We start from the raw sequence: 14,838 nt of genomic DNA, 5'->3' as shown, positions 1-14,838 counted from the left end.
GGCAAATGGGTGATCGCTCGCTACGCTCCCATCCATGCAGAAAATCCGATCGGGCACGCTGGCCGCCCTCCTCCTTGGCAGCGCTTTCACCCCCACCCTCTCCTTCGCTGCCCCAGCAGACAGCGCCGCGATTCGCGAGGCGGCGCTCAAGGACGACGTCGCCTGGGACTTTACCGAAGGGCTGACCACCGAAGTCGGGCCACGCCCGGCTGGCACGCCGCAGGAGGCGCGCGCGCGTGACTGGGCAGTGGCCAAGCTCAAGGCGCTGGGGTTCAGCAATGTGCGGGCCGAACCCTATACCATGCCGGTATGGGTGCGCGGGCGCGACGAAGCGAAGATCCTTTCGCCCTTCCCGCAAAATCTGGTGCTGGCGGCGCTGGGCAATAGCGGATCGACCACGGACAAGGGGATTACCGGCGAAGTCGTCTATTTCCCGACCCTCGCCGATCTGGAAGCGGCCCCCGATGCGAGCCTGAAGGGCAAGATCGCCTTCGTCAGCCATGGTATGGAAGCAACGCAGGACGGCTCCTCCTACGGCTATTTCGGCGCAGCGCGTCGGCAGGGGCCAAGCATCGCGGCGAAGAAGGGCGCGATCGGGATCCTCATCCGCTCGATCGGCACTGACCATCACCGCATGCCCCATACCGGCGTGCAGATGTGGGCCGATGGCGTCACGCCGATCCCGGCCGCGGCGCTCTCCGTACCCGATGCCGAACAACTCGCCCGCGTCATTGCGCGCGGACAGCCGGTCAAGCTGCACCTCACCCTGACATCGAAGATGCTCAAGGATCAGCCATCGGGCAATGTCATCGCGGAAATTCCTGGCAGCGATCCGGCCGCAGGCGTCGTCGTCGCGGCCTGTCACCTCGACAGCTGGGACCAGGGCACGGGCGCTATCGATGATGCCAGCGGCTGCGCCATTGCGGCGGCATCCGCCCTGCATGTCGCGAAAGCAGGCCAGCCCCGCCGCACCATCCGCGTGCTGATGGCGGGCGCAGAGGAAGTCGGCGGCGACGGTGCGCGCGCTTATTTCAAGGCCCATGGCGCGGAAAAACATGCGCTGGCGATCGAGTCGGACTTTGGTGCCGACCGGGTGTGGCGCGTCGATTTCAAGCTACCGCAAGGGCATGAAGCGCTGGCGACGCGCGTAGCGGCGGCACTGGCCCCGCTCGGCATCGGCGCAAGCAAGCAGGAGGCTGGCGGCGGCGCGGATATCGCGCCTTTGGTGCGGGCGGGCGTGCCCGTCATCGACCTGCAACAGGATGGCACGCGCTATTTCGATCTGCACCACACGCCCGACGATACGCTGGACAAGGTGGACCCCGCGCAACTGCGCCAAAACGTCGCCGCCTGGGCCGTCACATTGAACCTTATCGCCAATGCATCAGAATCCATGGGCGTTAACTGAACTTTTATTGTAGACAACACCCCGTCGCGTGATTCTGTCGCTTCACCGACGCAGAAAAGCATTGATTTGTGCAGCGCACACGTTAATGCGGGTCGCTCGCGTAGGGTCACATCATAAAGTGGCTGACGCGGCAAAATGCTATGGGAGCCGTACACAATGAAGAAGATCGCTGTAGTTTTCGCTTCGGCCAGCCTGATGGCTCTCGCCGCTTGCGGTGAGACCCCGGCCAACGAAACCGCGAACGCTTCGAACGCCGTGGTTGAGAATGTCGTCGAGAACGCCATGAACGCCTCGGACAATGCCATGAATGCCGCCAACGCTGCCGACAACGCTGCGATGATGGCAAACAACGCTGCGAACGCGATGTAATCTTCGCGTCAGCGAGATTTCCGAAGGGCGGGCCGTCAGGTCCGCCCTTTTTGTTTGTAAGTCGATTGACGGCACGCACATTGGGCCGCTAAGGCGCATCGACGTCGGGGAGTAGCGCAGTCTGGTAGCGCGCCTGCTTTGGGAGCAGGATGTCGCAGGTTCGAATCCTGTCTCCCCGACCACTTACCTCACATGATGCGCTGCACGATGATCCAGGCCGGCACAGCCGCCAGCGCCAGGAACGTCCCCAGCGGGACGCGCGCACCGGCTTCCTTGGCCCTGCCCGTCATCAGCATCACCAACAGACCCGTCGCCGACGCGATCAGCAGGATGAAGGGCAAGGCTTGCCAGCCCATCCATGCGCCGAGCGCGCCCAGCAGCTTGGCATCGCCCAGGCCCAGCCCGTCCCGCCCCCGCACCGCCCGATAGCCCAGCGCAATGGCCAGTAGCGCGCCATAGCCCGCCGCTGCACCAATGGCGCGATCGACCAGCGCCACGTCGGTCGCCCACAGGCCGATGGTGAAGCCCAGAAAGGCCAGCGGCAGCGTCAGCGCGTCGGGGAGCCAGAAATGCCGCCAGTCCAGCACCGCCAGCGTCAGCAGCAACCAGCCGAACACAGCCCAGCCAATACCGCCCAGATTGGGCATGGCGCCTAAGGCCAGCGCACCAATCACCGCGCATCCCGCTTCGACCCGGCCATGCAAAGGGTCGATCGCTGCCCCACAACTACGGCATCGCCCGCGCTGCATCATCGCGCTGAACAACGGTATCAAATCCCGCGCGCCAAGCGTCCGCCCGCACCCGTCACAGGCCGATCGCCCCCGCATCACGCTGCGCCCCTGCGGCCAGCGCAGGATCAGCGTCGCGAGAAAACTGCCGAGAATGGCACCCGCAAGGCCGCCGATCAGCGCCGCAACCGGCTCGATCACAGCGTGCCGTCGACCTTGAGCAACTGCCCGTTGCCAACAGCCGTAAAGCCCGCCAGTCCCAGCGCCCCGGCCAGCGTCGGATCCGCCGTCTCCACCCGCATTTCAGCAGAATAGCGTCCCGACCGCCAGATGCGCAGCGTCAACTTTTCCATCCCCGACTGGCTGATCAGCGGCAGCAGCAAGGCATCGCCCTCGCAGTTGACGACGCCAGAAAGCCCCTGCGTCAGGTTGAGGCCGGGAAATTGCCCCGCCATCCGCGCCCGCACTCGCCCCTCGGCATGGCCGCAGCGTTCTCCGGCGAAATAGGCGCTGACATCCTCCAGCATCAGGCTACCCACTGGGAGCGGCGCAAAGGTGCGACCCAGCGGCACAGCGCCCGTCACATCGTCGATGCCAATCCGGCCGAAGCCGACCGTCAAAGCGCCGCCAATATCGTCGGCCAGGCCGCTGCGCCGCTCTATGTCGAATCGCGCACGCCCGGTCAGCAGGGCAATGGGCGACAGGCCAGCGCGCACGCTCCCCATCGGCATCTCGCCCAGCATCAACTGGTCGATCCGCCCGCTCCACACCGTCCCCCGCACCTCGCGCGCGGCAACGCCCAGCCGCTCCAGCCCGGCCAGGCCCAGCGCCACGCGCATCGGCAGGAAGATCAGCAGGCCAAGCGCCAGCGTGACGATCAGGATGATCCGCATCCGACGCGACAGGGTCAGGCCCATCATTGTCCGTTCCCTCGCGCAAGCACGGCCTGCACCGACACGCTGCCCGCCGTGGGTGCAGGCCGCGCGCTCATCGTATCGACGCGCACGCCTTGCGCTTCCAGCGTGGCAAGCCAGCTGAACAGCGCCACCGGGCGAACCGAGGCGATCGCGATATCCATCCGGTCCGCCCCTTGTGCCTGCGCCCGTTCCAGCGTCAGTCCCGCCTCGCCGGCGCTCTGGCCAACCAACTGGTCGATCGGCGCGCTTGGCCCTGCCGCCTGCGCATTGCGGGGCAATGCCTTCAACTGCTTGACTGCCGCGCGCACCGCCGCATTGCGGTCGGTCGCGGCTCGCAGGCCATCGCGCGCCGCGATTTGGGCCCGATCAAGCGGCATCGCCACCCCGAACCACAGGATCACGCCCGCCAACAGCGCCAGCATCACGCCCAGCATCACCTGTTCCCGCGCCGAGCGTTCAGCCCAAAGGCTTTTCATCCGTTCCATCATGACCGCACCGTAATATCCGCCAGCGTTCGCCCGCCCGGATCCTGCGATGGGGTGGCCGTGATCGTGAAGCCCGCCGCCTGCAGCGCGAGCAACACAATGTTGATGTCATCGGCCTTGGCCGAGGCCAGGGTCGCGCGCACCATCCCGTCCGGGTCGCGCGACAAGCTGGTCAGCGCCACACCCGGTGCATCCTGCATCGCGCTCAGCAATCCGGCAACCGGTGCGGTAAAGGCACGCCCACCCGCCCCGCGAGCGGCAAGCTGCCCCTCCATTTCGGCCAGCGCCTGCGCCGGATCACTGGTGCCCGGCAGCACTTGCTGCGCCTGCGCCAGACTGTCCGCGTCAAGGCGGCTGGCCTCACCATAATTTTTCGCAATGCCGATGAGCGCAATCAACAGGCTGGCGAGTAGGATAAAGCCACTCCACAGGGCAATCCGTCCTATCACCCGCTGGTCGATCGACCGCCGCACCCGCTTGGCAAAATCGCCTTGGCGCAGATCAAGCGGTGGATTGTCGAGCGCGGCGATGGCGCGCCCCTCGATCAAACCAGGCGACATATCGGCAATCGGTGCATCGCCGATCAGAGCGGCCGACGCCATGTCGCCGGTCAGCGCCATGTCGACGCCACGCAGCACGGTTGCGCCGCCAATCTCCCCACGCGAGAAGCCGCTTTCCGGCTCAGGCAGCAACAGCGCCGCCGGGACGATGAGATCAGGGTCCAACCCATGATGCTGCGCCCATAGCAACCAATGCTGCATGTCGGCGCGGCTGGCGAGCGCGATGATATGCGGCCGAGCGGGATCTTCATTGGCGCAAGGGGCGGCGAACAACTGGTCCGCTGGCGCGATGCCACCCGCCAGCACTGCCAACCGCGCCGCCGCCCGCCCCTGCCGCACCGGCAGGTCGGGATGGGCGGTCCAATGCAAAGCCACCAAAGCGGCCGGCGGCACCAACATCACCCGCGCCTGATCGGGCAAGGCGGCAATGCCACAGGCGGCGAGCCAATTGGCGCCCACGCCCGCCTGCACCAGCGCGCCGTCGATCACCCGCATCCAGTGCGGCTCCGCCTCTTCCGCTTCGGGCAGAAAGACGATCAGGGCATCGCGTGCGCTCATGCGCCCGCGCCCCAACTGCGTCGCACGATCGTCGCCGGGTTCTCCCGCGCGTCGATCAGCGCGCGCTCCACCAATTGCGTTCCCCCGACATTCACCGACACGTCCACTTCGAAAAACCCCGTCGTCAATTTGACCTGCTCCGCCACCTCGGTCATCGGCGACAGGCCGCTAAGCGAAGGCATAGCCCAGAATTGCACCGTGCTGCCGTAGCCGTCCGGTGGCCGCTGCGCCAGCAATTGCCGCGCCTGCGCCACCGACAATTGCCCCGGCAACAGCATCGAGAACAAGGGCGCCTGCGTCGGTAGCAGCGTATTGATGTTGATCGGCGACAAATCCGTGACGGGCAACGCGCAAACCCATGGCCGCGCCAGATCGTAAATGGCGGGCGTAATGCCGTTGACCGCGCGCAATTCGCTGGCATCGACCATCAAACGGTTTGCCGCGCGATAGGGGCGCGGGGCCTGCGCATAGGTTTCATCCTCCGCACCACCCGGCTGCGCAACACTGTCGCTATCGACCCAGTCGGCGAGCGCGGCCGCAGCACCCTGCGCCTGTCGCGCATCGACACCCAACGCCTGGAGCAAAGCCTGAAATTGCGATACGCCGATGGGCCGGACCTTCAGGCTGGCCTCGCTCTCGCCCGTCACGACGCTGTTCAGATTGAAGCAATTGCCGCCATCGGTGACCCGCGCCGTCGCAATGCCGCCGGGGACGGGAATGCTCTGGGGCGTACCCATCCATCCACCCGCCAGCGTGATCCTGGCCGGATTGGACGCGACCAGATCGCCGATCCGCATCCGCGCAATCTGCGTCCCGGCATCGGCATAGGCCCGCGCTTGATCGATCGCGCCGCCATTGCCGGTCATGCGCGTGGCCAGCGCCACCCGTTCAAGCGCGGTCGCAGCGACAACGGACATGACCGCGACCAGCAGCAATACCGTCAGCAGCGCCGCACCGCGTTCATTGGGCTTGCGCGGATCAGGCACCGGTTGCGCCTTCGATGATCGGCTGCTCGACCGGGCCGGGCGCGACCAGGAAGCGCAACGTGACCGGCGGCTCGCCGGTCCGCGTCAGCACCATCTCCACCGCGCGAGGAAGAAGGTCGGGCTGGGTCGGGGTCCAATCGTCCCGCCATTTGCCCTGCGCATCGCGAAATTTCAGGACAACCGCTTCGACATTGTCCAGCAGCGCCGCTGGTTCATCGCCCGCCGCGCCGTCCAGTTGCGCATAGCTGCGCCGCTCCAGCCGCCCCTGCCGCACCCAATATTCGATCTTTTGCAGCGAAGGCCGCGGCAAATCGCCCAGATTGTCCCAACCGCCGCGCACGAACTGCATCACCGGCTGGCCTTCGCCTTCCCCATTGGCCCAGAAGGCCGGCGCCAGCGTGCCGCTTTCCGTGCGGCTGATGCGCGGCACCGCCTGCCCCAGATCGCCCGCGAGCGCCCCGCCCGCCCGCTGGATCGCCGCCATATCGTCCAGCCGCGCCTTGATCTGCGCCTGCGCCGACACGCTATTGCCGAGCAACAACACGCCCGCACTGGCCAACATCGCAAAGATCATCAGCGCGACGAGCAACTCGATCAACGTAAAGCCAGCGTCCGGACCATTCTCGCCGTTCGCTTCGAGCGAAGTCGAGAAGCCTTCGCGCAACGCGAACAGAGGGAGGCGGAAGGGATGCATCACTCCACCACCCGCACGAAACTCAGCACCACGGGCGAGGCACCCGGCTGTCCATCGACAGTCAGGTCCACCTGCAACAACCGCTGGTCGTCGGTCGGCTTGACGATCCGGTGCCAACGCCAGTTCCGCCCGCCATTGGCGACCGCGCCCTCCTCTTCGCCCACCGAAGGCGGCAAAGGATCGCTCTGCACCTCCACCATCAGGTTGCGCGCGACGATCTGACCCAACGCCTTGCTGTCGAGATCGGCCGCAGTCCGCAGCGTCACCCCCTGCAACCGCACCAGCGCCAATGCCGCCAGACTGAACACCGCCAGCGCGACGAGCATCTCCAAAAGCGTGAAGCCCTGTTGGCCGGGGGCAAGGCGTTCCGGCTTACCCACCGACCATGACCTTCCCGGCCATATCGACCGTCACCGACACCCGCTCGCCTTCGCGCGCGAGCGTGACGGTCAGCGGATCGGTCGGCAGCCCCGTGCCGTCAAAGCCGATCTGTTGCCGCCCGTCCTTGCCCACCAAAGCGCGCGTGCCGCCCTTCCAGTTGGCAGTGACGAACGGCTTGTCCTCCAACGGCACCCAACGCCCATCCTCGCGGCGCTGGAAACCATAGCCTGACGCCGACACCCACAATCCCATGGGCGCGGCCGTCACGACCGCTTCGTCGCGCGCGGCAGCAACGCGCGCGGCAAAGCGGTCGGCATCCTCGATCACGCGCCCACGCGGATCGGGAATGGCCATGACGACGGCAGCCGAAATGAAACCGATGATCGTCAACACGACCATCAGTTCCACAAGCGTGAATCCCTGTTGGGCGGAACGCCGCATAAAGTTGAACCCACATCCGTTCGTTTCGAGCGAAGTCGAGAAACGAGGCAGAGCCGAGTTCAGCGAAGCTAAACGCTTGTCGACACGCTCGAAGCGAACGGCAGATGAGTTACATCTCGCTGGAATAAATATCCGCATTTTCACTCTCGCCGCCCGGCTGGCCATCCGCGCCCAGCGAACTGATGTCGAACGCGCCCTTGCGCCCCGGTACGGTGTAGACATAGGCGCGGCCCCACGGATCGTCGGGCAGCTTCTTGATATAGCCACCACGGCGATAGCGCTGCGGCTGCGCCAGCGACGCGGGCGGGTTGAGCAACGCCTGCAACCCGTCGGACCCGGCCGGATAGGTCAGATTGTCGAGCCGATATTGTTCCAGCGCCTGTTCGATCGTGGAAATGTCGGCCTTTGCCTTCTCGACCCGCGCAGTGTCGGTCGCGGGAATGACATTGATCGCCACGATCGTCGCCAGCAGGCCGATGATGACGATCACCACCATCAGTTCGACCAAGGTGAAGCCATCCTCTCCCCGCCTACTATCTCCGTTCGCCCTGAGCCTGTCGAAGGGCACTCCTTTTGCTGAAAAGAAAGAAGGGGCTTCGACACGCTCAGCCCGAACGGATTTTAGCTTAAACATATTCAACTCCTAAGCCCCGGTCAGGCTTTGCAACTGCAAAATCGGCAGCAGGATGGACAGGATGATGACGGCGACGATGCCGCCCATCAATATGATGATGATCGGTTCCAGCATCGCGAGCGCGGTCGAGGTGAACGAGTCGAACTCGCGCTCCAGATAATCCGCCGCGCGCTCCAACATGGTGTCCAGCCGCCCGGCGCTCTCGCCGCTCGCCGCAAGATAGACCAACAGCGGCGGGAACACCCCAGCGCGGCGCAGGGCGGCGGACAGGCTGCCCCCGCCCCGGATGGCTTCGACAATCTCGTCCGACGCGCGGCGCAGCACCCGGTTATGGACGGTGTTGGCGGTCAGCGTCAGTCCTTCCATCAACGGCAGGCGGCTCGCCACCATGGTCGACAGCGTGCGCGCCATTCGCGCCGCATGCAGATCGCGGATCAGCTTGCCCAGCACCGGCAGCCCCAGCAAAGTCGCGTCGAACCGATAGCGGAACCGTTCATTTTTGAGCGCGCGCCAGAAGGCGACGCCGCCCAGGATCATCGCGATCAGCAACAGCCACCAATAGGCCGCCAGAAACGCCGACAATCCCATCACCATCCGCGTCAACAACGGCAATTCCTGCCCCACCGTGTCGAACTGCTCGACCACCTTGGGCACGACGAAGATCATCAACGCCGCCACCACGAACACCGCAAAGGTCGCGAGTACCGACGGATAAGCGATCGCGGTCAGCACTTTCGACCGCATCAACGCCTGCCGTTCCATCAGGTCGGACAATCGCTCCATGATAGTGGGCAGGCTGCCGGAGCTTTCGCCCGCCGAGATCATCGCGCGATAGAGCGGCGGAAAACTTTTCGGCTCCGCGCCCAGCGCATCGGCCAGCCGCCGCCCCTCTATCACGCCCGAATGGACTTTACCCACGACGGCGCGGACATGATCCTGCTCGCTCTGCCGCCCGATCGTGCGCAGCGATTCTTCCAGCGGACTGACCTGCGTCAGCGTCGCTAGTTGCCGCGTAAACAGCGTCAGTTCCTTGGCGCTCAAACGCGGGCTACGCAGCGACAGATTCGCGCGGCTGCGCGCGCTCTCCACCGCGCCCGGCTCCAGCGCGACGATGAACAGCTTGCGCGCGTCCAGCTTGGCGCGCGCCTCCTCGATGCTATCGGCCTTGATCGATCCCTTGCGATCCTTGCCGGCCGGGTCGATCGCGACATAGTCGAACTCAGCCATCGACGATCGTTTCCGCCTCGACCGAATCACGCCGCGACACGCGGATCGCCTCTTCCGCCGTGGTCTGTCCGTCGCGCACCAGAGCGCGCGCGGCCGACCCCAGATTGGGCGCATTGAGGAAGGCATGGCGCGCAATCAGCGATTCGTCGCCACCATCATTGATCAGGCGGCGGATCGTATCATCGACGCGGATCGCCTCGAACACGCCGATCCGGCCCTTATACCCCGTACCGCTACATTCGTCGCAGCCGCGCGCGCGATAGATGATCGTGCCGGGATCGAAACCCAGCAGCGCGCTCGCCGACTTGTCCGCCTGCACCGGCTCGCGACAGCTCTGGCACAAGCGCCGCACCAGCCGCTGGGCGATCACCGCACGCAACGTAGACGCCAGCAGGAACGGTTCGACCCGCATGTCGCGCATCCGCGTGATGGCCCCGACCGCGTCATTGGTATGGACCGTGGACAGCACCAGATGCCCGGTCAGCGAGGCCTGCACCGCAATCTCCGCCGTCTCGCGATCGCGGATTTCGCCGACCATCACCACGTCGGGATCCTGCCGCAAGATTGCGCGCAATCCGGCCGCAAAGGTCAAGCCGACCTTGGCATTCACCTGGGTCTGGCCGACGCCCTCCATCGCATATTCGACCGGATCTTCGACCGTCAGGATATTGCGGGTGCCATCATTGAGCTGCCGCAAACCGGCATAGAGCGTCGTCGTCTTGCCCGATCCGGTCGGTCCGGTGACCAGGATGATGCCATTGGGCTCGCTCAGCCCCTCGCGGAAAATCCGGTCCGGCGTGCCGTTCATCCCCAACAGGTCGAGCGTGATCCCCGCATTTTCCTTGTCGAGAATACGCAGCACCACCCGCTCGCCCGCCCGGCTCGGCAGGGTCGATACACGCACGTCGAGCAGCTTGCCGCCCAGCGTCAGGCCGATCCGCCCGTCCTGCGGCACCCGCCGTTCGGCAATGTCGAGCCGCGCCATCACCTTGATGCGGCTGACCACCACTGGCGCGACATGCGGCGGCATGCGCAGCGTTTCGCGCAACACGCCATCGACGCGCATGCGCACGATCAGACCCGTCTCATAAGGTTCGATATGAATATCCGACACGCCCTGTCGCGCGGCTTCGGCGATGATACCGTTGATCAGCCGGATCGCGGGCGCATCGTCCGCGCTATCCAGCAGATCGTCGGCCGTCGGAATATCGGCGGCCAATATGTCCAGTTCATCCGCACCGACATCCAGCGACCCCGCCATCGCGGCCGCGCTGCCCTCCATCGCATAATGATTGGACAGATGCCGGTCGAACTCGGCGGGCGTCGTGAACACGACGTCGAAGCTACGCGCCAGATGACGCCTTACCTCTAGCAGCACGCGCGGATCGCTCCCCTCCCGCACGCCGATCGTCAACCGCTCGCCTTCGATCGGCAGCATGACGACGCCATTCTTGCGCGCGAAGGTGTAGGGGATGTCGATGGGCCGCGGCGGCGCGGGGGGAAACGTCCCGATGCCGGAAGCAGCGTCCGCTGGCATGGCTGGACCCGTGTCGCTCACTGCTGACCTCCGCTTGGGGGCAGATCCACCGGCCGCACCACGCCGCTCGACTGCCGCACGATCGGCTCGATCACGTCCGGCTGCGCAGGCGCCACCACGGCGTCGGTCGGCTGCGGCGGCAACGGCGGTGTCGCGCCCATATAGTCGCGGACCAGTTCATCGATGGTCGGCTCCATGTCGGGGTTGCGCTGCAACTGCATGCCGCGAACATAGCCATAACGCTGCTGCGTCAGCTTCTGCGCATCCTCCTTCGACCGCAATATGGTCGGGCGGATGAACACCATCAGGTTCGTCTTGGTCCGGCTGCGGCTGCGCGATTTGAACAATTCGCCCAGCCCCGGAATGTCGGACAACAACGGAATCCGCTCGATCGTCTTGCGCTCATTATCGTCCAGCAAACCGCCCAGCGCCAATATCTCGCCATCATCGACCGTGACCGTGGTCTCGATCTCGCGCTTGTTGATGATCAGGTCGCTGCTGGAGTTGCTCACTGGCCCCGCCACGCTCGACACTTCCTGCCGCAGGAACAGCTTGATCGCGCCGCCCGTATTAATCTGCGGCTTCACTTCCAGCTTGATGCCGACATCCTGGCGCTGGACGGTGCGGAACTGGTTATCGAAATTCTGGCTCAACGCCTCGCCGGTCGTCACCGGCACCTGCTGCCCGACCAAAATCGACGCCTTCTGATTATCGAGCGTCATCACCGATGGCGTGGACAGCAGATTGCTCTCCGTATCGGACTTCACCGCATTGATGATCGCGCCGAAAATGCCATTCTTGCCGATGCTCCCACCAAGGCCAGCGATCGCCCCGGTCGCGCTGGTCAGGCTGTTGATCGCCGCCTGCTGCAAGGTGCTGGCGAGATCACCGCTATTCTGGACCTCGGTCGTGGTGCGCGTGCCGTCGGGCGCAACCACGGTCGTTGTCGTCGTGCCCAGCTGAGTCGCGCCATAGGCTCCCGCCAGTGTCAGCAAATTGGGCGATGCGTTGGAATAGTTGGAGGCAGCAAAGCCGGTCGAAGTGCTGCCGAGCAGGAATTGTACGCCAAGCTTCTTGGCCGCCGCATCGCTGATCTCGACGATGATCGCCTCCACCAGCACCTGTTCGCGGCGCGTGTCGATCTGGCGGATCGTCTCGCCCAGCATTCGCTGCACATCGCTATTGGCCGCAACGATGATTGCGTTCGCGCCTTCGTAACGGGTGACGATCGCCGGACCACGGGTCGAAATGCCACTCCCACTGGAGGAACCCGAAGACGCAGCCGCAACCGGGGCCGCAGCCTGCGCAGCGGGCGCGGCGCTGCCGCCCGCCGCTGGCGTGGAGGCGGTCACCGGCTGATTGGTCGACTGCCCCACCAGCTGTTGCAACACCGGCAACAGCTTTTCGGCATCGGCATGTTCCAGCCAATAGACGCGGATTTCGGTGCCGCTCGCGGCTTGCTGGTCGAGCTGACGCGCCATGGCGGAAAGGCGGGCGACGGTATTGGCATCGCCCCGGATGGCGATCGCATTGCTGCTATCGATCGGCACCACGGTCGCGGCCGAAGCCACCGCATTCTCGCCGCCACCGCTGCTAGCCACCAACGCCTGCAGTGACGTGGCAATCTCGCGCGCACCGGCATTTTTCAGCATCACCATCTGCGTCGCCGACGTGTCGCGATCGACCCGCGCAATCACCTGCCGGATGCGGGCGATATTATCGGCATAGTCCGCGACCACCACACTGTTGCCCGCACGATTGGCCGTCACTGACCCCTCCTTGCTGACCAGCGGGCGCAGCGTTTCCAACGCGCTCGCCGCATCGATCGAGCGCAGACGGAACACCTCGGTCACGAAGCTGTTGCGGCTGGCACCGCGACCGACGCTACTCGGTTGGCCCGACGCGCCATCAGCGGGCTGGATGCGATAGGCACCGCCCGGTGCGGGCACCGCCACCAAGCCATTGGCGCGCAGCGTGGACAGCACGATCTCGAAATATTCGGAACGCGACAGCGGCCGGTCGGTCACGACCGACACCTTCCCCTGCACCCGATTGTCGATGATGAAGGTGCGTCCCGTCACCCGCGCCGCGTCCTGAATGAAGGCGCGGATGTCGGCATCGCGGACGTTGAGCGTCTGCTGCGCCATCAGCGGCGCGGCGATCGGCGTCGCCAGCGCGAGGGCAAGGGCGGCGGTATGGAGGAGTTTGCGGGTCATTGGCCTTGCACGATCAAGTTGACGGAGGCGACGGCAGCGCCGCGCTCCACGGTCAGGGACAGGCGCGCACCGGGCGCGATCTGGTTCTGGATGGATTGCAGGTCGCCGATCGGCTGACCGTTGATCTGGGTAACGATGTCGCCGGGGCGGAAGCCGGCGCTGGCAAAGCCCGGTCCCTTGGCGCTCACCGCCAGGCCTGTAACCCGGCCATTCTGCATCCGGGGGGCAAAGCCGATGTCGCGCTTCAGACTATCCGCCGTAGGCCCGGACCCGATCGCCGCAACCGACCCTTCCCCCGGTGATGGTGATGCGTCGACAGAAGGCGCGCCACCTTCGGGCGCTGCGGCGGGTGCCGGGGTCGATTGATCTATGAAAATCTGCTCTTCCGCCCCGCCCCGGTCGATCGTCACATGGTCAAACGCGACAGCCTTCAACACCACGCCAGGCATGATTTCATCGCCCACGGCAAAGCTGTTCTGCACGCCGTCCGGCGACGCGATGATGGCGGAGCCCAGCCCCGACCCTTCATTGACGCGCACGCCATAAAGGGTGAGCGCCAGCGACGTGACCACGCCATTGCCCGACGGCGTTGGCGCATCGCTGCGGAAGAAGGGGTCGAAGGACGCGAACAACGCCTGCCGTGCGCTGGGCGACAGGATTTGCGCTTGGCGCCCTTCCCATGGTCCGAAGCTGCCGACCAGCACCACGACCGCCCAGACGAGCCGCACCAATTGCAACGCCAGCAACATCAACAGGCCGCGTTCCAGCAGGCGCCACCCGTCGAACGGCGGCAAGCCCCGCGGTCTACGCTCGCTCCACCCGCGCACAGTCTGGCCAAACGGCACTCGCATGATCTGATGAAGCCCCCTTTGATGTGGGAGCCTGCTAGGCATTTCTCCTTACGGGACGATGACGTTTATATGACTGTAATATGACATGATGGCAGGCACGCACATCGCTTGCTTTTTGGCGGCTGAACGATAGCTACGGCGGCGTCTTTACCGCATCCGACCGCCATTGCAGGACCGACCATGACGGACCAGACCATCACCACCGCCGCCGACGCCGATCCTGCCTGGATCGGCGCACACGCCCGCGTGCAGCGCGTGCCGAACAAGGAACTCACCCTGTTCATCCTGCGCGATTTTCTCTCCGCGCAGGATTGCACCGCGCTGATCGAGCGAATCGACGCCCAGCGTCGCCCCTCCACGATCGCCGACGCCAATGGCGACGGCTATTTCCGCACCAGCGAAACCTGCGACCTCGATCACGGCGACCCGTTCGTCGCGGCCATCAACGCCCGGCTCGACGCCTTTGCCGGGATCGCGACCGCCTATGGCGAACCGATCCAGGGCCAGCGCTATGATGTCGGGCAGGAATTCAAGGCGCATACCGATTATTTCGACCCCAAGGGCGCGGACTATGCGACCTATTGCTCGGTCGCGGGCAACCGCACCTGGACCTTGATGGTCTATCTGAACGAACCAACAGCGGGCGGCGCGACCCGCTTCACCAAGATCGGCAAGACGGTCCAGCCCCAGACCGGCAAATTGCTCGCCTGGAACAACCGTCTCGCACCCGGTCAGCCCAACCCCGCCAGCATCCACCACGGCATGAAAGTGCGCAGCGGCGTCAAGCATGTCATCACCAAATGGTATCGCGAAAAGCCCTGGGGCTGAGCGGATAATAGGACGGCG

The 14,838-nt window shown here is 65.3% G+C and carries 16 protein-coding genes and 1 tRNA gene; 4 read left to right on the top strand and 13 right to left on the bottom strand.

Annotation, left to right across the window (positions count from 1 at the left end; genetic code table 11):
* Positions 1-34: 34 nt before the first annotated feature.
* From ACZ2HM_RS04830 to ACZ2HM_RS04820, 3 genes are all read left to right on the top strand, one after another.
* Positions 35-1,408 carry a M20/M25/M40 family metallo-hydrolase gene (locus ACZ2HM_RS04830; protein ID WP_470426377.1) on the top strand — a complete coding sequence of 458 codons (1,374 nt, stop codon included), beginning with the start codon at positions 35-37 and terminating at the stop codon, positions 1,406-1,408.
* A 156-nt stretch (positions 1,409-1,564) separates the two neighbouring features.
* A complete protein-coding gene (locus ACZ2HM_RS04825; RefSeq protein ID WP_037472731.1) occupies positions 1,565-1,777 on the top strand; it encodes a hypothetical protein in 213 nt (70 codons plus the stop codon).
* A 105-nt stretch (positions 1,778-1,882) separates the two neighbouring features.
* Positions 1,883-1,959 (top strand) — tRNA-Pro (locus ACZ2HM_RS04820).
* Positions 1,960-1,965: 6 nt separating this feature from the next.
* Here ACZ2HM_RS04820 and ACZ2HM_RS04815 read toward each other — a convergent pair.
* From ACZ2HM_RS04815 to ACZ2HM_RS04755, 13 genes are all read right to left on the bottom strand, one after another.
* Positions 1,966-2,706: a prepilin peptidase gene (locus ACZ2HM_RS04815; RefSeq protein WP_470426376.1), complete on the bottom strand. Its 741-nt coding sequence runs from the start codon at positions 2,704-2,706 to the stop codon at positions 1,966-1,968.
* Entirely contained in the window at positions 2,703-3,425 is a 723-nt protein-coding gene (locus tag ACZ2HM_RS04810) for a type II secretion system protein N (RefSeq protein WP_470426375.1), read from the bottom strand. The genes ACZ2HM_RS04815 and ACZ2HM_RS04810 overlap by 4 nt, the downstream gene beginning before the upstream one ends.
* Positions 3,422-3,910 carry a type II secretion system protein GspM gene (gene gspM / locus ACZ2HM_RS04805; protein ID WP_470426374.1) on the bottom strand — a complete coding sequence of 163 codons (489 nt, stop codon included), beginning with the start codon at positions 3,908-3,910 and terminating at the stop codon, positions 3,422-3,424. The genes ACZ2HM_RS04810 and gspM overlap by 4 nt, the downstream gene beginning before the upstream one ends.
* Positions 3,907-5,025 (bottom strand): type II secretion system protein GspL, encoded by a 1,119-nt coding sequence (gene gspL / locus ACZ2HM_RS04800; RefSeq protein ID WP_470426373.1) that lies wholly within the window; start codon positions 5,023-5,025, stop codon positions 3,907-3,909. Before gspL ends, gspM begins: the two co-directional genes overlap by 4 nt.
* Complete coding sequence (gene gspK, locus ACZ2HM_RS04795; protein ID WP_470426372.1) at positions 5,022-6,011, bottom strand: type II secretion system minor pseudopilin GspK; 990 nt, start codon at positions 6,009-6,011, stop codon at positions 5,022-5,024. The genes gspL and gspK overlap by 4 nt, the downstream gene beginning before the upstream one ends.
* Positions 6,004-6,705, bottom strand: coding sequence for a type II secretion system minor pseudopilin GspJ (gene gspJ, locus ACZ2HM_RS04790; RefSeq protein ID WP_470426795.1), 702 nt, complete (start codon positions 6,703-6,705; stop codon positions 6,004-6,006). Before gspJ ends, gspK begins: the two co-directional genes overlap by 8 nt.
* The gene (gene gspI, locus ACZ2HM_RS04785; RefSeq protein WP_470426794.1) at positions 6,705-7,031 is read right to left on the bottom strand and encodes a type II secretion system minor pseudopilin GspI; all 327 of its coding nucleotides are present in this window, start codon (positions 7,029-7,031) and stop codon (positions 6,705-6,707) included. The genes gspJ and gspI overlap by 1 nt, the downstream gene beginning before the upstream one ends.
* A gap of 46 nt (positions 7,032-7,077) precedes the next feature.
* A complete protein-coding gene (locus ACZ2HM_RS04780; RefSeq protein WP_470426793.1) occupies positions 7,078-7,485 on the bottom strand; it encodes a GspH/FimT family pseudopilin in 408 nt (135 codons plus the stop codon).
* Between the two features lie 151 nt (positions 7,486-7,636).
* A complete protein-coding gene (gspG, locus tag ACZ2HM_RS04775; protein WP_037472883.1) occupies positions 7,637-8,161 on the bottom strand; it encodes a type II secretion system major pseudopilin GspG in 525 nt (174 codons plus the stop codon).
* 9 nt (positions 8,162-8,170) lie between these two features.
* The gene (gspF, locus tag ACZ2HM_RS04770) at positions 8,171-9,388 is read right to left on the bottom strand and encodes a type II secretion system inner membrane protein GspF (RefSeq protein WP_470426371.1); all 1,218 of its coding nucleotides are present in this window, start codon (positions 9,386-9,388) and stop codon (positions 8,171-8,173) included.
* The gene (gene gspE, locus ACZ2HM_RS04765; RefSeq protein WP_470426792.1) at positions 9,381-10,925 is read right to left on the bottom strand and encodes a type II secretion system ATPase GspE; all 1,545 of its coding nucleotides are present in this window, start codon (positions 10,923-10,925) and stop codon (positions 9,381-9,383) included. Before gspE ends, gspF begins: the two co-directional genes overlap by 8 nt.
* Before the next feature lie 17 nt (positions 10,926-10,942).
* Positions 10,943-13,141 (bottom strand): type II secretion system secretin GspD, encoded by a 2,199-nt coding sequence (gspD, locus tag ACZ2HM_RS04760; RefSeq protein ID WP_096060595.1) that lies wholly within the window; start codon positions 13,139-13,141, stop codon positions 10,943-10,945.
* Positions 13,138-13,992: a type II secretion system protein N gene (locus ACZ2HM_RS04755; protein WP_470426370.1), complete on the bottom strand. Its 855-nt coding sequence runs from the start codon at positions 13,990-13,992 to the stop codon at positions 13,138-13,140. The genes gspD and ACZ2HM_RS04755 overlap by 4 nt, the downstream gene beginning before the upstream one ends.
* 180 nt (positions 13,993-14,172) lie before the next feature.
* Here ACZ2HM_RS04755 and ACZ2HM_RS04750 point away from each other — a divergent pair, with 180 nt between their 5' ends.
* On the top strand, positions 14,173-14,820 hold the full coding sequence (locus ACZ2HM_RS04750) for a prolyl hydroxylase family protein (RefSeq protein WP_470426369.1): 648 nt from the start codon (positions 14,173-14,175) through the stop codon (positions 14,818-14,820).
* Positions 14,821-14,838: the final 18 nt, after the last annotated feature.

The organism is Sphingobium sp. KKT206 (assembly GCF_055640555.1).
Note: the sequence above shows the minus strand (reverse complement) of the source record. Positions and strands in the feature narration are given on the sequence as shown.